17 protein-coding genes and 1 pseudogene are annotated in these 19,708 nt (G+C 70.5%); 6 read left to right on the top strand and 12 right to left on the bottom strand.

From position 1 onward, the window contains the following. Window positions 1-108: 108 nt before the first annotated feature. Window positions 109-477: pseudogene (locus ABB22_RS11050) on the top strand (H-NS histone family protein); the annotation flags it as partial. Between the two features lie 72 nt (window positions 478-549). On the opposite strand, the gene ABB22_RS11045 reads toward ABB22_RS11050, so the two are convergent. Beyond that, window positions 550-1,818, bottom strand: coding sequence for a threonine/serine exporter family protein (locus tag ABB22_RS11045; RefSeq protein WP_055767320.1), 1,269 nt, complete (start codon window positions 1,816-1,818; stop codon window positions 550-552). Between the two features lie 90 nt (window positions 1,819-1,908). Here ABB22_RS11045 and ABB22_RS11040 point away from each other — a divergent pair, with 90 nt between their 5' ends. Genes ABB22_RS11040 through ABB22_RS11025 form a run of 4 tightly spaced genes read left to right on the top strand, consistent with a single transcriptional unit; the run spans window position 1,909 to window position 5,413 of the window. Further along, window positions 1,909-3,021, top strand: coding sequence for an MlaE family ABC transporter permease (locus tag ABB22_RS11040; RefSeq protein WP_055766095.1), 1,113 nt, complete (start codon window positions 1,909-1,911; stop codon window positions 3,019-3,021). Between the two features lie 11 nt (window positions 3,022-3,032). Next, the gene (locus ABB22_RS11035; RefSeq protein ID WP_055766099.1) at window positions 3,033-3,842 is read left to right on the top strand and encodes an ABC transporter ATP-binding protein; all 810 of its coding nucleotides are present in this window, start codon (window positions 3,033-3,035) and stop codon (window positions 3,840-3,842) included. A gap of 3 nt (window positions 3,843-3,845) precedes the next feature. Next, window positions 3,846-4,772, top strand: coding sequence for an MlaD family protein (locus ABB22_RS11030; protein WP_055766103.1), 927 nt, complete (start codon window positions 3,846-3,848; stop codon window positions 4,770-4,772). Further along, window positions 4,769-5,413, top strand: coding sequence for an ABC-type transport auxiliary lipoprotein family protein (locus ABB22_RS11025; protein ID WP_055766106.1), 645 nt, complete (start codon window positions 4,769-4,771; stop codon window positions 5,411-5,413). Before ABB22_RS11030 ends, ABB22_RS11025 begins: the two co-directional genes overlap by 4 nt. Window positions 5,414-5,694: 281 nt before the next feature. Here the strand turns inward: ABB22_RS11025 and ABB22_RS11020 are convergent, their stop codons facing one another. From ABB22_RS11020 to ABB22_RS10970, 11 genes are all read right to left on the bottom strand, one after another. Further along, on the bottom strand, window positions 5,695-6,318 hold the full coding sequence (locus ABB22_RS11020) for a response regulator transcription factor (RefSeq protein ID WP_055766111.1): 624 nt from the start codon (window positions 6,316-6,318) through the stop codon (window positions 5,695-5,697). Further along, on the bottom strand, window positions 6,315-7,373 hold the full coding sequence (locus ABB22_RS11015) for a sensor histidine kinase (protein WP_055767323.1): 1,059 nt from the start codon (window positions 7,371-7,373) through the stop codon (window positions 6,315-6,317). Before ABB22_RS11015 ends, ABB22_RS11020 begins: the two co-directional genes overlap by 4 nt. 103 nt (window positions 7,374-7,476) lie before the next feature. Continuing rightward, complete coding sequence (locus ABB22_RS11010) at window positions 7,477-8,205, bottom strand: MgtC/SapB family protein (protein ID WP_055766114.1); 729 nt, start codon at window positions 8,203-8,205, stop codon at window positions 7,477-7,479. A 30-nt stretch (window positions 8,206-8,235) separates the two neighbouring features. Beyond that, the gene (gene mgtA, locus ABB22_RS11005) at window positions 8,236-11,010 is read right to left on the bottom strand and encodes a magnesium-translocating P-type ATPase (RefSeq protein WP_055766118.1); all 2,775 of its coding nucleotides are present in this window, start codon (window positions 11,008-11,010) and stop codon (window positions 8,236-8,238) included. 13 nt (window positions 11,011-11,023) lie between these two features. After that, entirely contained in the window at window positions 11,024-12,499 is a 1,476-nt protein-coding gene (locus ABB22_RS11000) for an efflux transporter outer membrane subunit (RefSeq protein ID WP_055766121.1), read from the bottom strand. Then, window positions 12,496-15,603, bottom strand: coding sequence for an efflux RND transporter permease subunit (locus ABB22_RS10995; protein ID WP_055766124.1), 3,108 nt, complete (start codon window positions 15,601-15,603; stop codon window positions 12,496-12,498). Before ABB22_RS10995 ends, ABB22_RS11000 begins: the two co-directional genes overlap by 4 nt. Then, entirely contained in the window at window positions 15,596-16,708 is a 1,113-nt protein-coding gene (locus ABB22_RS10990) for an efflux RND transporter periplasmic adaptor subunit (protein ID WP_055766127.1), read from the bottom strand. The genes ABB22_RS10995 and ABB22_RS10990 overlap by 8 nt, the downstream gene beginning before the upstream one ends. 42 nt (window positions 16,709-16,750) lie before the next feature. Then, window positions 16,751-17,077 carry a hypothetical protein gene (locus ABB22_RS10985; protein WP_055766130.1) on the bottom strand — a complete coding sequence of 109 codons (327 nt, stop codon included), beginning with the start codon at window positions 17,075-17,077 and terminating at the stop codon, window positions 16,751-16,753. Between the two features lie 390 nt (window positions 17,078-17,467). Then, entirely contained in the window at window positions 17,468-17,818 is a 351-nt protein-coding gene (locus ABB22_RS10980; protein WP_055766133.1) for a hypothetical protein, read from the bottom strand. 91 nt (window positions 17,819-17,909) lie between these two features. Next, on the bottom strand, window positions 17,910-18,656 hold the full coding sequence (map, locus tag ABB22_RS10975; protein ID WP_055766134.1) for a type I methionyl aminopeptidase: 747 nt from the start codon (window positions 18,654-18,656) through the stop codon (window positions 17,910-17,912). A 68-nt stretch (window positions 18,657-18,724) separates the two neighbouring features. Continuing rightward, window positions 18,725-19,198, bottom strand: coding sequence for a DUF2938 domain-containing protein (locus tag ABB22_RS10970; protein WP_235504253.1), 474 nt, complete (start codon window positions 19,196-19,198; stop codon window positions 18,725-18,727). A gap of 77 nt (window positions 19,199-19,275) precedes the next feature. Between ABB22_RS10970 and ABB22_RS10965 the strand changes: the two genes are divergently transcribed. Next, window positions 19,276-19,707: a helix-turn-helix domain-containing protein gene (locus ABB22_RS10965; protein ID WP_327083305.1), complete on the top strand. Its 432-nt coding sequence runs from the start codon at window positions 19,276-19,278 to the stop codon at window positions 19,705-19,707. The last annotated feature ends 1 nt before the right edge of the window (window position 19,708 follow it).

Here is a 19,708-nt window from a genome sequence, read left to right as displayed (position 1 = left end):
ATACCGCGCCTGCATTATCGTTTGCCGTCGCCGTGAAACAGCCGGTATGCTTCGTCGCGCTGCCACGGAATGGCCATGCCCAACCCCATTATCCGGAGTAGCTATTCGATGAGTATTGACCTGAGCGGCCTGTCGGCCAAAGAACTGGCCTCCCTGATCCGCGACGCGCAGAAGCGCAAGACCGTCGTCGCCAAGCGCCAGCCCATCGCCAAGGTCCGCACCCAGCTGGTCAAGGCCGCGCAGAAGGCCGGTTACAGCATCGAGGAACTGTTCGGCGCCGGTGCGCCCAAGGCCAGCCGCGCCCCGCGCGCCGCCAAGGCCCCGGCCAAGAGCGCGAACAAGGGCGTGAAGGTCGCGCCGAAGTACCGCGATCCGGCCAATGCCGCCAATACCTGGACCGGCCGCGGCAAGCAGCCGCGCTGGCTGGCCGAGTACACCTCCGGCGGCCGCAAGGTCGAGGATTTCCTGATCCAGAAGTAAGATCGGGTTCCTTCTGGAAACAGAAACGCCGGCTTTTGCCGGCGTTTCTGTTTTCCGCTCATTCCTGCCTCAGAGATTCTTCCGCGCCGGCACCAGCAGATTGCCGAACAGCAGCCCCGCCACCAGCGCCATCACCACGTTGAGCACGGTCAGCAGCGCCGATTCGCCGGCGTTCACGCTCTGCTGCTGGATCAGGCTCAATACCCCGCGCAGGCTGATGCTGCCGGGCACCAGCATGATGATGCCGGGCAGGCGGATGATCGCGCCCGGCCGCTGCGCCAACCGGCCGAACAGGTTGCCGGCGGCGGTCAGCATCATCGCCGCCAGGAATATCCCCGCCGGCCCGCCCCATTGCTGGCCCCCGTAACGGGAAATGGCATAACCGGCCAGCGAGGCGGCCATTACCCACGGGTAATCGCGGCGCGAGGCGCGGAACAGCATCGCGAAGGCGAACGCGGCCAGCATCACCGAACCCCATTCCACCCATTCCGGCTGCGGGCGCGAGGCGCGTACCAGCGGCTCCAGGCCGATCAGGCCGGTGATGGTCACCGCGATCATCGCGCCCACCGTCAGTTTCATGATCGTGGTCAGCGCGCCGGCGAAACGCGCCGTGCCCGATACCCAGTGCTGGCTGGCCAGCTCGTTGACCGCATTGGTCAACGCCATGCCCGGCAGCAATACCACCAGCGAGGCGATGATCACCGAGTTCTGGTTCAACGGGCCGATGAAACTGGCCACCAGTACCGCGACGAAACCGGCCAGCAGCGCGGCCAGCGCGTCGCTGGCCTCGCGGGTGGCCACGCGCCGGTCGGTATAGAACAGCATCAGCCCGATCAGCAGGCCGGTGAAACCCGCGGTGACGATATCCAGCCACGGCAGCCGCCACATGCCGGCAACACCGGCCGACCCCAGGCAGAAGGACAGCAGCATCTGCGCGTTGTCGCGCCAGGTAGGCGCCTTGTCGAGCTGGCGCAGCGCGGTATGGCCCTGGGCGATGCTCATCTGCCCGCCGACCACCGCATCGGCGATCTGGTCGGCCAGGGTCAGTTTGTGCAGGTCGTTGCTGCCGGGGTCCAGGCGGATCACGCGGGTGATGTCGCTGGAGCCGATCGCCTGGGTCGGGTCGCTGAAACTGAGGATGATGCCGGTCGGGTTGGACCAGGGTTCGCAATCCAGGTCCAACCGCTGCGCCAGCGCGACCACCGCTGCCTCCAGCCGCTGCGCCGTGGTGCCATAACTGTGCAGGCGGCCGGCGATCTCCGAGACGAAGGCCACGCGCTGCGCATAGGTGGCGCGGCCGGGAGCGATGGAAACGGGGGCGATGGATTCGGCGGACATGCGCATTAGTATCACCCGGAAGCGCGTCGTCCTGATCGACTCATGGGCGCATGACGGGCGACAGGTTATGCTCGGCGCCGGACGCCCCCCATGAAGAACGCCGAACCGCCCCACTGCGCGATGGACCCGGACGTCGACGGCCAACTCAGGCTGTCGGGCAGCTGGACCTTGTCCACCGCCCTGCAATCGGCCGAGGCCCTGCGCGGCATCCAGGCGCCGGTGCGCGGCCTGGACGCGCGCGGCATCGACCAGCTCGATTCGGCCGGCGTACTGCAGCTGCTGCGCTTCTCGCGCGGTGCCGGGCTCGCCGACGACGCGCTGCGATTCCGCGACGAACACCAGGCGCTGGTCTGCACCATCGACGAAGTCGCCGACGAGCGCCCGCGGCCGCAGCGCGACTATGGCGTGGCCGCGGCACTGGACCGGCTCGGCCGCTCGGTGCACGCCATCGGCGACAACATCGTGGTGCTGCTGGGCTTCTTCGGCGAGAACCTGGCCAAGCTGGCGCGGCTGGCGCGGCAGCCGCGGCGCCTGCGCCTGACCTCCACCGTGCACCAGATGGAAGAGGTCGGGCTGGACGCGGTGCCGCTGATCGCGCTGCTGTCGTACCTGGTCGGCGCGGTGATCGCCTTCCTCGGTTCGACCATCCTGCGCGACTTCGGCGCGGAAATTTACGTTGTCGAGCTGGTCAACATCGCCTTCCTGCGCGAGTTCGGCGTGCTGCTGACCGCCATCGTGCTGGCCGGGCGCACCGCCAGCGCCTTCACCGCGCAGATCGGCGCGATGAAGGCGCGCGAGGAGATCGACGCGATCCAGACCCTGGGCCTGGACCCGATCGACCTGCTGGTGCTGCCGCGGGTGCTGGCGCTGGTGGTGATGCTGCCGCTGCTGACCTTCATCGCCATGGTCGCCGGCCTGGCCGGCGGCGTCACCGTGGGCGCGTTCGACCTGGGCATTCCGCCGCAGATGTATATCGCGCGCATGCACGACACCATGCAGGTGCGGCACCTGCTGGTGGGCCTGTCCAAGGCGCCGGTGTTCGCGCTGATCATCGCCCTGATCGGCTGCCTGGAAGGATTGAAGGTGGAAGGCACCGCGCAGTCGGTGGGCGAGCGCACCACCTCCAGCGTGGTGCAGACGATCTCGCTGGTCATCATCCTCGACGCGCTGGCCGCGTTGTGGTTCATGCACATGGACTGGTAAGGGGCGGCACGATGGCGATTCCTTCCAGAAGCGAGGACCACGGCGATGAGCTGGCCATCCGCGTGCGCGGGCTGGTCAACCGCTTCGGCAGCCAGACCGTGCACGAAGACCTGGACCTGGACGTGCGCCGCGGCGAGATCCTCGGCGTGGTCGGCGGCTCGGGTACCGGCAAGTCGGTGCTGATGCGCTCCATCCTCGGCCTGCGCACGCCCGACGCCGGGCAGATCGAGGTGCTGGGCGTGGATGCGCGCTCGGAGGATCCGGCGGCGCGCCTGCATATCGAACGCAATACCGGCGTGCTGTTCCAGGACGGCGCGCTGTTCTCCTCGCTCACTGTCGGCGAGAACGTGCAGGTGCCGCTGAAGGAACACCATCCGGAACTGCCCGAGCGCTGGCACTACGAACTGGCGCTGCTGAAGGTCAAGCTGGCCGGCCTGCCGGCCGACGCCATCAACAAGCTGCCCTCGCAGTTGTCCGGCGGCATGCGCAAGCGCGCCGGCCTGGCGCGGGCGCTGGCGCTGGATCCGCCGCTGCTGTTCCTGGACGAGCCCACCGCCGGGCTGGACCCGATCGGCGCGGCCGCCTTCGACCGCCTGATCAAGACCCTGCAGGAAGCGCTGGGCCTGACCGTGTTCCTGATCACCCACGACCTGGACACGCTCTACGCCATCTGCGACCGGGTCGCGGTGCTGGCCGACCGCAAGGTGGTCGCTACCGCGCCGCTGCCGGAAATCGAACGCCTCGACCACCCGTGGATCCGCGAGTATTTCCACGGCCCCCGCGCCCGCGCCGCGCGCGGCCTCCAGCCCGAGCACGCCTGACCCATGGAAACCAAAGCCCATTACGTCCTGATCGGCGCCTTCACCCTCATCGTGTCGCTGGCCCTGCTCGCCTTCGGCCTGTGGGCGGCGAAGTACTCCTCCGACCGCACCTGGCAGGAATACCGGGTGGTATTCGACGAGGCGGTGACCGGCCTGTCGGTCGGCAGCCCGGTGCAGTACAACGGCATCTCGGTCGGCTCGATCACCGACCTGTCGCTGGCGCCCGACGACCCGCGCAAGGTGATCGCCCGGCTGCGCCTGAACTCGACCACGCCGGTCAAGACCGATACCCGCGCCAAGCTCGCGATCACCAGCATCACCGGCCCGGCCATCATCCAGCTCAGCGGCGGCAGCCCGCAGGCGGCAGCGCTGACCACGGTCAGCCGCGATGCGGTGCCCACCATCCAGACCTCGCCCTCGGCGCTGCAGAACATCACCGACGTGGCCAACCGCGTGGTCGAACGCATGGACCAGATGCTCAGCGACCAGAACGTGGAACGCATTTCCAACACCCTGGCGCACCTGGAAACCATCAGCGGCAGCCTGGCCGATCGCGACCAGGGCACCCAGGCCCTGCTGCTGGAAGCGCGCGACGCCGCGCGCAACCTCAATGCCACCCTGGCCACCGCCAACGGCACCATCCAGCACCTGGACGAGAACGTCGTGCGCCAGCTGCCCGCCACGCTGGACAAGCTCGACGCCAGCCTCTCCAAGCTCGACTCGGCCGCCGGCAACGCCAACGCGATCCTTGGCGAGAACCGCGCCGCCATCAACAGTTTCGCCAATGACGGCCTGGCCCAGCTCGGCCCGACCCTGACCGAACTGCGCGGGCTGATCCGCGACCTGCGCCGGGTCAGCGACCGCCTCGAGAACAACCCGGCACGCTACCTGCTCGGCCGCGATGCCCCGAAGGAGTTCGAACCGAAATGAAGCGCTTCCCGCCGATGCGACTGCTCGCTCCCTTCTGCCTTCTGGCCCTGGCCGGCTGCTCGGTGCTGGCCAGCGGCGACCGCCATCCGATCACCATCTACGCGCCGCAGGCGCGCATCAGCGCCGACCCGTCCTGGCCGCAGGTGGACTGGCAGCTGGCCATCGCCAAGCCCGCCGCCGCGCGCCTGGTGGACAGCCCGCGCATCAACGTGCGCCCGACCCCTGGCGAACTGGAGGTCTACCGCGGCGCCACCTGGTCGCAGCCGGCCACCGACATGCTCGAGGACGCGCTGCTGCGCGGCTTCGAGGACTCCGGCCGGATCGGCGCGGTGGCGCGCATCGCCACCGGCATCCGCTCCGACTACAAACTCGCCATCGACCTGCGCCGCTTCGAATCGGACTACGCCGGCAACGAACGTCCGGCCGCGACCATCGAACTCAACGCCAAACTGATCCACAGCCTGGACCAGCGTGTGGTCGCCGCGCGCACCTTCCTTGTTGCCGAGCCCGCCGCCGGCACCGAGGTGGGCAGCGTGGCGACCGCCTTCGAGACCGCGCTGAACAGGACCGTGACCGACCTGGTCGGCTGGACCCTGGCCACCGGCCAGGCAGACCGGCAGGCAGGCGCGGACAAGCACTAAAGATCGGCCGCCCCGCCCAATGCAGAGCGGCGCAACGCCCCGCTGAGGCATTCCCGACCAAGCCCCGCCGGACGTTGCCCGGCGCTACAAAACCGCAGCACCCATCCCCTTGTAGAGCGGGGCAACGCCCCGCTGAGGCATTCCCGGCAAAGCCCCCGCCGGGCATTACCCGGCGCTACAGAACCGCAGCACCCCTCGCCTTGTAGAGCGGCGCAACGCCCCGCTGAGGCATTCCCGGCAACGCCCCGCCGGGGCTCTGCTGATGGGAATATTCCGTGGCCTCAGAACCCGAGCCGTGCGGTGAGCCGCACCAGGTCGGCCAGCGAGGGGGCCTGCATCTTGCGCATCGCATGACCGCGGCGGACCTTGACCGTGATCTCGCTGATGCCCAGTTGCGCGGCGATCTGCTTGTTGAGCAGCCCGGTCACCACCAGCCGGGCCACGTCCTGTTCGCCTGCGCTCAACGACTCCCAGCGCGCGCGCAGTTCGGCCAGCTGCGCCGCTTCGCGCAGCCGCTCGCGGTCCTTGCCGATGCCGGCATGGATCGCGTCCAGCAGGTCCTGGTCGCGGAAGGGCTTGGTGAGGAATTCGATGGCGCCGTTCTTCATCGCTTCCACGCCCATGGCGATGTCGCCATGGCCGGTGATGAACACCACCGGCAGGGCGATGCCCCGCTCGGCCATCTGCCGCTGGAAATCCATGCCGCTCTGTCCGGGCATGCGCACGTCCAGCACCAGGCAGCCCGGTGCTTCGCCGCGCGGATGGGCCATGAATTCGCCGGTCGAGGCGAACGCCCGCACCTGCAGGCCCACCGAGGCCAGCAGGTCCTCCAGCGCGGCGCGCACCGAGGCGTCGTCGTCCACCACATAGACCACCGGTTCCGGTGGCGTCGCCTGCAGGGTCATGGCCGCGGCTCCGCGCCCGCGGCGGGAAGGCGGAAATGGAACACCGCCCCATCCTGCACCACCGGCTCGGCCCAGATGCGCCCGCCGTTGGCTTCGATGATCGCCCGGCTGATGCTCAATCCCACGCCGATGCCCTCGTCCTTGGTAGTCCAGAACGCGTCGAACAGATGCTCGCTCATGCCCGGCACGATACCGACGCCCGAATCGGTCACGGTGAACAGGATCGCCTCGCCGTCGCGCGCCGACTCGACCCGCAACCGCCGCGCCGCCGCCGGCACCGGGCCCAGCGCCTCCATCGCGTTGAGCAGCAGGTTGCCGACCACCTGCTGCACCTGTACCCGGTCGGCCAGCGCCGGCGGCAGGCCGTCGGCCAGTTCCACCGTCAGCGCGATGTGGTTGATCTCCATGCCGGCCTGCGACAGCGCCAGCACTTCCTGCACGGCGTCGTTGAAGTCGAACGCGCTGCGCTGCGGCGGCTCGCCGCGGGTCAGGCTGCGCACCCGGGCGATGATGCCGCTGGCGCGGCCGGCATCGGCGAGGATGCGCTCCAGCGCCTGCCGCGCGCGCTCCAGGTTCGGCGGTTCCTGCGCCAGCCAGCGCTGGCAGGCGTTGCCGCTGGTGACGATGGCCGCCAGCGGCTGGTTGACCTCGTGCGCGATGGAGGTGGTCAGGCCCTCCAGGCTCTTGATGCGGGCGATGCGCAGCAGCTGCGCCTGCGCCTCGTGCGCGGCGGCGCGCGCGGTCTCCATCTTCAGCACCAGCCAGGTGGTCATCACGATCGCGGCGACGCTGATGCCCATGTTGATCAGGCCCGAACGCAGGTCGCCATGCGGGGTGAACACCAGGCTGGCCACGGTCAGCACGACGCAGGCCGCGCACAGCGCCACCAGCGCGCGCCGCCCCAACAGGCGCGCCGTGGTCAGGATCACCACCGCGTAGAACACCGCGGCGGCGACCTCGTAGCGGGTGGTGGTATCGACCGCGAAGATCGCCGCCATCACCGCGACGATCAGGGCGATCCTCAATACAAGGGGCATGCGTGGCGGTGGCGACATGGGCTCGGCCTGCGGCGATCGGGCGATCGGCGGCGTACGTCCATCCGCATGCCGCCGGCGCGCATTGTCGCCCATTCCGCCGGCGCCGATGCCGCGCATGGGCTCACCCTTCCTCGCCGGCGTTCCAGAACGCCTGGCGCACGCCGGGCAGCGCCTCGGCGCGCTCCACCACGGCGTCGAGCTCGCCGGCCTGCACCGCAGTGGCATACAGGGTGAACTCGATCTCGACCTCGCCGCCGCCGAAGGGATGATCCTCGATCTGCCGCGGCGGGTAGCTGGCCTCCTCCAGCAGTTCGGCCATCCGTTCGCGCACGTCCGATTGCGCCTCGCGCGCGCAGATCACGTAGACCATGTAGGTAGCTTCGCTGGCTTCCTCGCGGAACGGACGGCGGTTGATCCGGTTGACCACCGGCCGCAGCAGGGTATTGGCCGCGAGCACGAACAGCGCCGCCAGCACCGCCTCGCCGAGCAGGCCGGAGCCGGCACAGGCACCGACCGCGCCCGAGCCCCACAGCGTGGCCGCGGTGTTCAGGCCGGAGATGCTCGCGCCTTCCTTCATGATCGCGCCGGCGCCAAGGAAACCGATGCCCGAGACCACGTAGGCGACGATGTGGATCGGCGTCTGCGAGCCGCCGTTGATCTCGAACAGGCGCGTGCCCAGCGCCACGAAGATCGCCGCGCCCACCGCCACCAGCGTGTTGGTACGCAGCCCGGCGGTGCGCTGGCGCACCTGGCGTTCGATGCCGATCAGCGCGCCGAGCAGGAATGCCGCGGCCAGGTTGACGAAGGTGGTCGCCAACGCCTCGAGGCTGCTGAAATGGATGGCATGCATCGCGGTTCCCTTCCTTGTGGGGGTGTGGCCTTACTGCCAGCCGAAGCGGCGGACGTAGAGCTTCTTCATTGCCGTGGTCAGCGCGGCATAGCCGAGCAGGATGCCGACCAGCCACGGGAAGTAGGCCGGCGGCAGCGGCTGCAGCCCGAACCATGCGCCCAGCCGGCTCATCGGCAGCAGCACGCCGATGGCCATGATGACCAGCGTGGTCAGGGTCAGCGGCCAGGCCGCCCGGCTCTGGATGAACGGCAGTTTCGGGGTGCGGATCATGTGCACGATCAGGGTCTGGGTCAGCAGTCCGACGACGAACCAGCCGGACTGGAACAGCCCCTGCCCGGCCACGCTGTTGGCGCCGAATACATACCACATGACCAGGTACGTGATGATGTCGAAGACCGAGCTGAGCGGCCCGAAGAAGACCATGAAGCGGCCGATGTCGGCGGGGTTCCAGCGCAGCGGCCGCGCCACCAGTTCGGCATCGACCTCGTCGAACGGGATCGCGGTCTGCGACACGTCGTACAGCAGGTTCTGCACCAGCAGCTGCAGCGGCAGCATCGGCAGGAACGGCAGGAACGCGCTGCCCACCAGCACCGAGAACACATTGCCGAAATTGGAGCTGGCGGTCATGCGGATGTACTTGAGCATGTTGCAGAAGGTCCTGCGGCCCTCCATCACGCCTTCCTCCAGCACCATCAGGCTCTTCTCCAGCAGGATGATGTCGGCGGCCTCGCGGGCGATGTCCACGCCCGAGTCCACCGAGATGCCGATGTCGGCCGCGCGCAGCGCCGGCGCGTCGTTGATGCCGTCGCCCATGAAGCCGACCACGTGGCCGTTGCCGCGCAGCACGCGCACGATGCGCTCCTTGTCATGCGGGGTGAGGCGCGCGAACACCTGGTGCGACTCGACCGCCTGCGCCAATGCCGCGTCATCCATCGCCTCCACCTGCGGCCCGAGCAGGATGTCCGCGTGCTCCAGCCCGACCCGTCCGCAGACGTGCGCGGCGATCAGTTCGCTGTCGCCGGTCAGCACCTTCACCCGCACGCCGTGTTCGTCCAGCGCGCGCAGCGCCGGTGCGGTGGATTCCTTGGGCGGGTCGAGGAAGGCGATGTAGCCGACCAGGGTCAGGCCGCCCTCGTCGCGCACCGAGTACACCGTCTGCGCGGCCGGGCTGTCCTTGACCGCCACCGCGACCACGCGCAGTCCCTGGCCGTTGAGTTCGCGGGTTACGGCGCGCACCCGCTCCAGGCGCACGCCGTCCAGCGGCACGTCCGCGCCCTCGACGCGGATGCGGCTGCAGCCGGCCAGCACTTCCTCCACCGCGCCCTTGCAGATCAGGGTGCGCCCGCCGTCGCGGTCGGCCACCACCACCGACATCCGCCGCCGCTGGAAATCGAAGGGGATCTCGTCGACCTTGCTGTACTCCTGCGCGATGCGCATCTCCTGCTGCAGTTCGGCGTGTTCCAGCACCGCGTGGTCGAGCAGGTTCTTCAACCCGGTCTGGTACCAGCTGTTGAGGAAGGCGTAGCGCAGCACCTCGTCGGAGACCGCGCCATCGGCATCGGTGTGCCGCTCCAGCGCGATCCGGTCCTGGGTCAGGGTGCCGGTCTTGTCGGTGCACAGCACGTCCATGGCGCCGAAGTTCTGGATCGCGTCCAGCCGCTTGACGATGACCTTCTTGCGCGAGAGCAGCACCGCGCCCTTGGCCAGGGTCGAGGTGACGATCATCGGCAGCATCTCGGGCGTGAGCCCGACCGCGACCGACAGGGCGAACAGGAACGCCTCGGTCCAGTCGCCCTTGGTAAAGCCATTGATCAGCAGCACCACCGGCGCCATCACCAGGGCAAAGCGGATCAGCAGCCAGCTCACGCTGTTGACGCCGGCCTGGAACGCCGTGGCGGTGCGGTCGCTGGCGGTGACCCGCTCGGACAGCGCGCCGAAGTAGGTGCGCGGGCCAGTGGCCACGACCAGCGCGGTGGCCGAGCCGGAGGTCACGCTGGTGCCCATGAACACCAGGTTCGGCGCGTCGAACACCGATTCGAACGGCTGGCCGATGCCGGCGAATTTCTCCACCGGCAACGACTCGCCGGTCATCGCCGCCTGCGACACGAACAGGTCCTTGGCCGCGAGCAGGCGGCAGTCGGCCGGGATCATGTCGCCGGCCGACAGCAGCACGTGGTCGCCGGGCACCAGCTCGCGGATCGGCAGCTCCACCGTGGTGGCCGCGCGGTGGGTGTGCAGGTGCACGCCGAAGTACTTCTCGCCGACCTCGACCACCTCCGGATCGACCGCCTGCCGGCGCAGCACCGTGGCGGTATTGCCGACCATCGCCTTGAGCCGTTCGGCGGCGCGGTTGGAGCGGCCTTCCTGCACGAAGCGGATCAGCGTGCTGAGCACCACCATCGTGCCGATCACGATGGCCGCGGTCATGTCCTCGGTCAGGAACGAGATCACCGCCAGCAGAGTCAGCAGCAGGTTGAACGGATTGCGGTAGCAGTGCCACAGGTGCTGCCACCACGGCAGCGGCTTCTCGTGGCCGACCTCGTTGGGACCGGCGCGGTCGCGATGCGCTGCTGCCTCGGCGGCGCTCAGCCCGTCCTCGTGCGAACCCAGCCGCGCCAGTGCCGCCGCAAGATCCTCGCTGGCGGCACGGCGCAGGCCGCGCGCAACCCGCTCGAACGCCGGCCCGGACGCATCGCGGCGGTCCATGCCGTCGAGCACGGCCGGGCGTCCGAACAGGCCGCTGGCGCGGCGGCGGCGGACGAAGGCGCTGAACAGGTTCTTCAGCAGGGTTTCGAAAGGCTTCATGGGTCTGCTCCCGTCACGGAAGGGATGGCGCGCTCACTCGCGCACCAGGGATGGCATCGGCGTCCTGCGACCAGCCGCCACCCAGCGCCTGGTACAGCGCCACGGTGCTGGCCAGCCGTCCGGCGCGGGCCTGGACCAGAGCGATGGCGGTTTCCTGGCTGGCCTGCTGGGCCAGGACCAGTTCGGCCTGCGAGGCCGCGCCCAGTTCGCGCTGGCGTCTGGCCATGGCCAGGCTGCGGCGCGCCGCGGCATCGGCGGCACTGGCCGCCTGCAGCGCCTGCGCGTCGCTGACGATGGCCTGCAGCGCGTCGGCCGTGTCCTGGAAGGCGGTCAGCACCGTGGCGCGGTACTGCGCCTGGGCCTGGTCGCGCGCGGCGACGGCGGCGCGCTGGCCATGCCGCAGCGCACCGCCATGGAACAGGGGTTGCAGCAGGTCCGCGCCGATCGACCAGAACCCGGCGCCGGCCTGCCCGAACGGCGAGGCCTGCGCGCCGTACCGTCCGGCGCCCGCGCTCAGGGTGATGGCCGGCAGGCGCGCGGCGGTGGCCACGCCGATGTCGGCATTGGCCGCATGCAGCCGGGCCTCGGCGGCGCGCACGTCCGGGCGCTGCCGGACCAGTTGCGAGGGCAGGCCGACCGGCAGTTCGGCCGGCAGCGACAGCGCCTCCAGCTGCAACGCGGGCAGCACCGCCTCGCCCGGCAGCTGCCCGGTCAACGCCGCCAGCTGGTGGCGGCGCGCGGCCAGTTCCCTGCGCAGCGGCGGCAGTTGCGCCTGGGCCTGCGCCAGCACCGTTTCCTGCGCGGCGACATCGCCACCGCCGGCATCGCCGGCGCGGTGCTGGCGCTGGACGATCTCCAGCAGCTGCCGCGACTGCGCCACCAGCGCTTCGCTGGCGGCCAGCTGCGCGCGCGCCGATGCCTCGCCGATCGCGCTCTCGACCACGTTGGCTACCAGCGTCAGGTACACCGCTTCGCGCTCGAAGCGCTGGGCGTCCACCCCGGCGGCCAGCGCCTCGGCCTGGCGGCGCTGGCCGCCGAATACATCCGGCACATAGCTGATGCTCAGCTGCGCGGTATGCAGGCTGTAGGCGCTGCTGTCCGCTTCGGCGGCCTTTTCCCGCTGCGGCTGCAACTGCAGGTCGACCTGCGGCCAGAAGCCACCGCGTTGCGCGGCGGCATTCTCGCCGGCCTGGCGCAGCGCCGCCTCCGCCGCCTGCAGGTCGGGATTGGCGCGCAGCGCGGCGGCGACCAGGGCATCCAGCCCGGCCGAGCCGAAACCCGTCCACCAGCGCGCGGGCAGCGGCCGGTCGTGCAGGAAACGCTGGGCGTCGCCGCCCGGTCCGGGTGTAGCCACGGTGGCGTCGGGCAGGCCACCCTCCACCCAGGCCGCCACCGGCGGCGCCTCCGGCCGATGGAAGTCCGGCCCCACCGTGCAGCCGGCGGCGGCCAGCGCCACGGCCAGCGTGGCGATGCGCGCGATGTCGTTCATGGTGCCTCCTGCGCCGGCGCGGCGGCCCTGCGGGCGCGACGGCGGTCGATGCGGTCTTCGATGAAGTGGTACAGCGGGGGCAACAGCAGCAGGGTCAGCACCGTGGCGCTGGCCAGCCCGCCGACCACCACCGTGGCCAGCGGCCGCTGCACGTCGCTGCCCAGGCCGGTGGCGAGCATGGCCGGGGCCAGGCCGAAGGCGGCGACCGTGGCGGTCATCAGCACCGGGCGCATGCGGCTGCGCGCGCCCTCGATCACCGCCTCGCGCAGGCTGCGCCCTTCCTCGCCGCGCAGGCGGTTGATCTGCGCCAGCATCAGTACGCCGTTGAGCACCGCCACCCCGAACAGCGCGATGAAGCCCACCGCGCTGGAGACGTTCAGCGTCATCCCGCGCAGGTGCAGCGCGGCCAGGCCGCCGAGCATCGCCAACGGCACGGTGGACAGCACCAGCAGCGGCTGGCGCAGGTTGCCGAAGGCGCCGAACAGCAGCAGGAACATGATGCCCAGGGTCATCGGCAGGATCAGCGCCAGGCGCGCCTGCGCGCGCTCCAGGTTCTCGAACTGGCCGCCCCATTCCACGCGCAGGCGCTTGTGGTCGTATGCCGCCTCGCGCTGCACCGCCTGCTGCGCGTCGCGCAGGAAGCCGGCCAGGTCGCGGCCGCGCACGTTCAGGCGCACGATGATGTTGCGCTCGGCCATCTCGCGCACGATCACGCTCTCGCCGGAGGTGGTGCCGATGCGCGCCACGTCCGCCAGCGGTACGCGGGCGCCGTCGGGCGCGGCCAGGGTCAGGTTGCCGATGGCATCGGGACTGGCGCGGTAGCGTTCCGGGAAACGCACGGCGATGTCGTAGCTCTTTTCATCGACATAGAGCTGGCCGATGGGCGTGCCGCCGATGCCGGTGGCGATCAGGTCGGCAACATCGGCGGCGTTGATGCCGTGGCGCGCGGCCGCGGCGCGGTCCAGTTCGATCTTCAGGTTGGGCAGCGGCGGTTCCACGTCGACGGCGACGTCGGCCGCTCCCGGCACCTGCCCGAGGATGCCGGCGATGCGCTTGGCCAGCCCGCGCACCTGCTCCAGGTCCTGGCCGAACACCTTCACCGTCAGGTCGCTGTGCGCGCCGGACAGCTTGTCCTGCACGCCGTCGATCATCGGCTGCATGAAGGCCACCGAATAGCCGGGCATCTGCGCGTAGCGTGCGGCCAGCCGGTCGATCAGCTGCTGCTTGCTCAGTCCCGATTTCCATTGCCGGTAGGGATGCAGGCCGACGCTGGCCTCGATGTGCGAGGGCGTCCAGTAATCGGTGCCATCGTCGTTGCGGCCGGTCTGGGTGACCATGTAGGACACCTCCGGGAACGCCAGCGTCACCCGGCGCAGTTCGTCGGCCATCGCCGCGGCCTTGTCCAGGGTGATGCCCGGCGGCATCTGCACCTGCAGCCACAGCGAGCCTTCGTCCAGATAGGGCAGGAAATCGCGGCCCAGGCTGGCGAACAGCACGCCCAGCCCCAGCAGGGCGGCGACGCAGCAGGCCAGCAGCCAGCGGCTGTGCCCGACCATCCGCTCCAGGAAGCGCCCATAGCGCAGCGACAGCGCTTCCAGCACCGGGTTGTGGAACAGCCGCCGCGGCTTGCGGAACGCCAGCCACGCCAGCGCCGGCACCAGCGTCAACGCCACCACCAGCGCGCCGGCCAGCGCCGCGCCGACCGCGTAGGCCATCGGCGAGAACAGCTTGTATTCGATGCGCTGGAAGGCGAACAGCGGCAGATAGGCGCAGACGATCACCGCCATGCCGAAGAAGATCGGCCGCGCCACCTGCAGCGTGGCCTGGATCGCGTCGCGGGCCTGCAGCGGCCGCGTCGCGTCCTGCTCGCGCCGGCGCAGCACGTTCTCCACCAGCACCACCGCGCCGTCCACCAGGATGCCGAAGTCGATGGCGCCGAGTGACAGCAGGTTGGCCGGGACGTGGAAGTGGTGCATGAAGATGAAGGCGATCAGCAGCGACAACGGGATCGTCAGCGCGACGATCGCCGCCGCGCGCGGGCTGCCCAGGAACAGCAGCAGCACCAGGCTCACCAGCACCATGCCTTCGGCCAGGGTGAAGCCGACCGTATGCAGGGTCGCGTCGATCAGCGCGGTGCGGTCCAGGTACGGCACCAGCCGCACGTCGCCGGGCAGCAGGTTGCCGTTGAGGTCATCCACCGCGGCGTGGACGCCGGCCAGCGCGTCGGAAGGGTTGTGGTCCTTGAGCAGGAGCACGATGCCTTCGAGGGTGTCCGGGTTGTCGTCCTTGCCGAGGATGCCGCGACGCTCGACGTTGCCGTAGGTCAGCGTGCCCAGGTCCTTGACCAGCACCGGTACGCCGCCGCTGCTCTTGACCACCACGTTGCCCATGTCCTCCAGCGAGCGCAGCAGGCCCACCCCGCGCACCACGTAGCTCTGCTCGCCGCGGTCGATCACGCTGCCGCCGCCGTTGGCGTTGTTGGCGTTGATCGCGCTGGTGACCTCCTGCAGCGACAGGTCGTACTGGCGCAGCCGCAGCGGGTCCAGTTCAAGCATGAACTGCGTGGTCAGCCCGCCGAAATTGGTGACGTCGACCACGCCCGGCGCTTTCTTCAGGCGCGGGATGACGGTCCAGGCCTGCAGCTCGGACAGTTCGCGCAGGCTGCGCGTCTTCGACTCCAGCGTGTAGCGGTAGATCTCGCCGGTGGGCGAGGTGTACGGGTCCAGCTCCGGCTTCGCTTCGTACGGCAGGGTGACCCCGGCCAGGCGTTCCTGCAGCCGCTGCCGCGCGAAATAGCCGTCGGTGCCGTCCTCGAACACCACCGTGACCAGCGACAGCGCGAACAGGCTGCGCGAGCGCAGCACGTGCATGCCGGGAGTGCCGAGCAGCGCGCGCTCCAGCGGAATGGTGATCTGCTGCTCGACCTCCTCCGCGCCCAGCCCGGGCACCTGGGTGACGATCTGCGAGGTGACATCGGCGATGTCCGGATAGGCCTCCACCGGCAGCTGCTTCCAGCTCCACAGCCCGTACAGCGCGACGAACGCGAACACCAGCCAGGCGATGCCGCGGCGGCGGAAACAGGTTGTGACGATCGCATCAATCATTGAGCAGCACTCCGTCCCTGACCACGATCCGCTCGCCGGCGCGCAGGCCCGACAGCACTTCCACGTTTCCGCCGGCGGTATCGCCGACGGTGACCACGCGCGGCTGGAAGCGCTGCGGCGCCTGTTCGACCAACACCCGGGTATGCAGGCCGTTCTGCAGCAGCGCCGTGGCCGGCACCAGCAGCGCCGGACGGCTGGCCGCGGCGAACCGCACGCGCGCGAACATGCCCGGCTTCACCTCGCCGGCACGGTTGTCGATGGCCACGCGCACCGGCACGGTGCGGGTCTGCGCATCGAGCACATCGCCGACATAGGCCACCCGGCCTTCGAGCGTGCGGCCGGGCCAGGCGTTGAGCTCGACCCGCGCCTGCTGCCCGACCGCCATGCGCGGCAGGTCGCGCTCGGCCACGGCGGCGGTCAGCCATACTTCGGACAGGTCGGCCACGGTCATCAGCGCGGCGGTGGTGTCGTTCCAGTAGCCGCCCTGCGCGGCCTCCATCGCCACCACGCGGCCTGCGATGGGCGAGCGCAGCACGTACTCGCGGCGCGAGCCGCTCTTCGCCGACGCCCCGACCTGGGCGAGGTGGTCGGCCGCCGCGCGCGCGTCGCCCTCGGCTTCGGCCAGCGCCAGCCGCGCCGCCTCCATGTCCTTCGCCGCCGCGATGTCCTCATCGTGCAGCAGCTTCTGCCGCTCGAACTCCAGCCGCGCCTGCCGCAGCTGCGCCTGCGCCTTGGCGTTCTCCGCCTGCGCCGCGCCGAGCTCGGGCGAATCCAGCGTGGCCAGCGCGTCGCCGGCACTGACCGCATCGCCGAGCCGGCGGTGCAGGCGCACCACGCGCCCGGCCAGCGGCGGCACGATCCTCACCTGCTTCTCCGGCTCGGCCTCCACCGTGCCGGGCGCCTCCACGCTCGGGGCGAAGGCCTGCTCGCCGACGGCGGCCACCTGCAGGCGGCCATGCAGCGGCGAGTTCTGCGGCACGACGATGGCGTCGCCTTCATGGTGGAACATCGGTGCGGCCTGGCTCTCGGCGGCGGGCTGGGCGGCGGTACAGGCCGCCAGCGCCGCGGCGCAGGCCAGTGCCAGTACGGCAGGCTGGATCTTCATGGACAGTCCCCGGAATGGATGGAAAGGAGCGGGCGCCCGCCGTCAGCAGGAGGCGGACAGGCGCGGCGGCATCGCCACGCGGTGCGCATGCAGGACATGGCGCGGATCGGCGCACTCCACCTCATGCAGGCGCTTGCGCGCCGCACGCGGCAGGTGCTGCAGCACGCCCGCGCGCTCGGGCGCCGGCAGCATGGACAGGGCATCGGCGATGACGCGGCCGGACAGCTCGCCCAGGGCGCGGGCAAAAGCGCGCTCGCCGCGGGCATGCAGGAGCGAGCGCAGGGCGGCGGGGCGATGCGCGGCTACCGCCGCGCGCAGGGCGCGCAGCAGGACGTCGTTGGAATGGGTCTCGAGGATGCGGAACAGCATGGGAACCTCCTCCGGCGCACGGCCGTGGAGGCCCCCGCGGTCACGCAGGTGGCATCCCCGGAGCCGGCGCCCGGTCTGTGTCTTGGGTCATGGGAAGTTGGCGCGCGGGCAGGCGCCGATGCGGGTCGGGATCCATGGCGTCCTCCTCGGTCGTGCGGTGGCGGCCACCGGGAAAACGGCGGGCCTCGCACCGGCGATGGCGATGACCGGCAACATGCGATGCCGGCAGCGTGGGCCGGGAGCGCTGTCCCGGCGACGGAGAAGATTTTCCCACCGCGCCCATGCCGCGGCCAGCAGGCATTGGCGTAGCGGCCATGCACCTGCAGGTGGCCGGGATATACCAAGGTATAGGCCGCGCCCGGGCGGCATCCCCGGCGCCGGAAGAGGGGGTCAGGCCTGGTCCGCGCCGCTTCCGGCCATGGCCGCCACGCGCGCATGCCATGCGGCGTACGGCGTGTTCTTCGCCAGATGGCGGTTGTAGTCCGGCGCGCCGTCGTCCCACCACACCGGCCCGCGCTCGCCGAGCGCGCGCTTGGCCGCATCGACCGCCTCGCCGGCCCGCGCCAGCGCCTGCGCATCGCCCTGCCGGCGCGCACGCCCGACCTCGCGGCGCGCCGCCATCAGCTGCCGCACCGCCGCCTGCCGCTGCGCTTCGGGCAGCTGTGGATTGGTCGCGCGCCACAGGCGGCCGCGCACGACCAGGTAGCGGCCATCAGGCGTAAGCAGCGGCGGATCGGCCATGTGCGCTGGGGGCGATCGGGAACGCCGCCACCATCGCCATCGGCGCGTGCATGCCGTGTCGATGCCGCGCGCCGATGGCGCGGCCCGCGGGTCAGTGCAGGGTCACCACGATCGGCTCGCCACGGGTGACGATCAGCGTGTGTTCGTACTGCGCGGAGCGGTTGCCGCGCGCGCCCAGCAGGGTCCAGCCGTCATCGGCTTCCTCGACCATGCGGCTGCGCGTGGACAGGAACGGCTCGATGGTGATGACCATGCCTTCGTGCAGCAGGCGCGTATCGTGCGGATCGTAGTAGCCGGGGATGTGGTCCGGTTCCTCGTGCAGCGCGCGGCCGACGCCGTGGCTGCCCAGGTTCTCGATCACCCGGAAGCCGGATTGGCGTGCGGTGCGTTCGATCGCCGCGCCGATCCGGTTGAGCGGCTGCCCGGCGCGCGCCACCTTCAGCGCGTTGGCCAGGGCGCTGCGCGCGGCATGGCACAGGCGCAGGTCGCGCGGCGCGGCTTCCGGCAGCACCCGGGTGCCGCCGGTATCGGCGAAGTAGCCGCCGAGTTCGGCGGACACGTCCACGTTCACCACGTCGCCGGCAGCCAGCACGCGCGCGCCGGGCACGCCATGGGCGGCTTCCTCGTTGACGCTGATGCAGGTCGCGCCCGGGAAGCCATAGGTCAGCCGCGGCGCCGGCTGCGCGCCCTGCGCGGCGAGCAGGCGTTCGCCGATCAGGTCGAGCTCGCCGGTACTCATGCCCGGGCAGGCGGCGGCGAGCATGTCCTCGCGCACGCGCGCGACCAGCCGGCCGATGCGTTGCAGGCCGTCGATGTCCGACTGCGATCCGATGGTCATGGTGGTCTCCGGGCGATTGACCGGGAAAGGCTAGCAGCGTTGCTGGCCTTTCAATCAAGCAGTTGATTTCAAAAGGGAAATACGACGGAAATCCGGCCGCCGACGAACAATCCCAGGCCGAACACCGCATGCGTGGCCAGGCTCTGCAGCCGCGCCGGCCACGGCCGCGGCAGGCGCGCGGCGGCGATGCCGGCACCGAACGCCGGCTGCATCACCAAAAAGGGCAACAGCACGCTGACCACGCCGAACCCCAGCGCCGCACCCGGCGTCGGCCGCCGCAGCCAGCCGCTGCCCGTCATCGCCACCAGCATCCCCGCCATGGCGATGCCGATGGCGTAGTGGGCGCACCAGCCCAGCAGGCGCTCATGTCCGACCGGCGCCGCCGCATGGATGGCGTCATGGCGCCAGCGCCCTTCGCGCCAGTGCCCGATCCAGCGGCCGAGCAGCGCATAGTCCAGCGTGGGACGCCCGAGCCGGCGCAACACCAGCGTCCATAGATCGGTCGTCGCGGTGGCAACGACACCCACGATCACTACCCGCATGATGATTCCACCCCCGTCCATCGCTCTTCCCGCCCGTCTGGAAACCTGTTTCCATCAGTCTCGGCGTTGAAGCCGACTTGAGGTCAAGCGTGCAGGAGATGGAGATCGGGCAGGTGGTGCGGCAGAGCGGTGTCGCCGCTTCCACGCTGCGCTATTACGAAACCCGCGGCCTGATCCGGCCGATCGGGCGCAATGGCCTGCGCCGCGTCTACGCGGCGTCGGTGATGCAGCGCCTGTCGCTGATCGCGCTGGGGCGCGCGGCGGGCTTCTCGCTGGAGGAGATCGGCGCCATGCTCGGCGACGGCAACGCTCCGGCCATCGACCGCCCGCAGCTGTTGCACCGGGCCGACCAGCTGGAGCGCCGCATCGCCCGCCTGCAGGCCCTGCGCGATGGCCTGCGCCACGCCGCCCGCTGCCGCCACGCCGATCACCTGCAGTGCCCCACCTTCCAGCGCCTGATGCGCACCGCGCTGCGTCGGCAGCGCAGGCACGGCGATACCGGCCTCTGAA

This window comes from Stenotrophomonas nitritireducens (assembly GCF_001431425.1).
In the GTDB taxonomy this organism is placed as follows: domain Bacteria; phylum Pseudomonadota; class Gammaproteobacteria; order Xanthomonadales; family Xanthomonadaceae; genus Stenotrophomonas; species Stenotrophomonas nitritireducens.
Note: the sequence above shows the minus strand (reverse complement) of the source record. Positions and strands in the feature narration are given on the sequence as shown.

What these genes read in the sequence shown, in the direction of transcription:
- ABB22_RS11010 (WP_055766114.1), bottom strand. Translation starts at nt 8,205, where the DNA reads ATGCATGCCATCCATTTCAGCAGCCTCGAGGCGTTGGCGACCACCTTC.
- ABB22_RS11035 (WP_055766099.1), top strand. Translation starts at nt 3,033, where the DNA reads ATGGCGATTCCTTCCAGAAGCGAGGACCACGGCGATGAGCTGGCCATC.
- ABB22_RS11025 (WP_055766106.1), top strand. Translation starts at nt 4,769, where the DNA reads ATGAAGCGCTTCCCGCCGATGCGACTGCTCGCTCCCTTCTGCCTTCTG.
- mgtA (WP_055766118.1), bottom strand. Translation starts at nt 11,010, where the DNA reads ATGAAGCCTTTCGAAACCCTGCTGAAGAACCTGTTCAGCGCCTTCGTC.
- map (WP_055766134.1), bottom strand. Translation starts at nt 18,656, where the DNA reads ATGACCATCGGATCGCAGTCGGACATCGACGGCCTGCAACGCATCGGC.
- ABB22_RS11030 (WP_055766103.1), top strand. Translation starts at nt 3,846, where the DNA reads ATGGAAACCAAAGCCCATTACGTCCTGATCGGCGCCTTCACCCTCATC.
- ABB22_RS11045 (WP_055767320.1), bottom strand. Translation starts at nt 1,818, where the DNA reads ATGTCCGCCGAATCCATCGCCCCCGTTTCCATCGCTCCCGGCCGCGCC.
- ABB22_RS11015 (WP_055767323.1), bottom strand. Translation starts at nt 7,373, where the DNA reads ATGTCGCCACCGCCACGCATGCCCCTTGTATTGAGGATCGCCCTGATC.
- ABB22_RS10970 (WP_235504253.1), bottom strand. Translation starts at nt 19,198, where the DNA reads ATGCGGGTAGTGATCGTGGGTGTCGTTGCCACCGCGACGACCGATCTA.
- ABB22_RS10980 (WP_055766133.1), bottom strand. Translation starts at nt 17,818, where the DNA reads ATGGCCGATCCGCCGCTGCTTACGCCTGATGGCCGCTACCTGGTCGTG.
- ABB22_RS11020 (WP_055766111.1), bottom strand. Translation starts at nt 6,318, where the DNA reads ATGACCCTGCAGGCGACGCCACCGGAACCGGTGGTCTATGTGGTGGAC.
- ABB22_RS10985 (WP_055766130.1), bottom strand. Translation starts at nt 17,077, where the DNA reads ATGCTGTTCCGCATCCTCGAGACCCATTCCAACGACGTCCTGCTGCGC.
- ABB22_RS10990 (WP_055766127.1), bottom strand. Translation starts at nt 16,708, where the DNA reads ATGAAGATCCAGCCTGCCGTACTGGCACTGGCCTGCGCCGCGGCGCTG.
- ABB22_RS11040 (WP_055766095.1), top strand. Translation starts at nt 1,909, where the DNA reads ATGAAGAACGCCGAACCGCCCCACTGCGCGATGGACCCGGACGTCGAC.
- ABB22_RS11000 (WP_055766121.1), bottom strand. Translation starts at nt 12,499, where the DNA reads ATGAACGACATCGCGCGCATCGCCACGCTGGCCGTGGCGCTGGCCGCC.
- ABB22_RS10995 (WP_055766124.1), bottom strand. Translation starts at nt 15,603, where the DNA reads ATGATTGATGCGATCGTCACAACCTGTTTCCGCCGCCGCGGCATCGCC.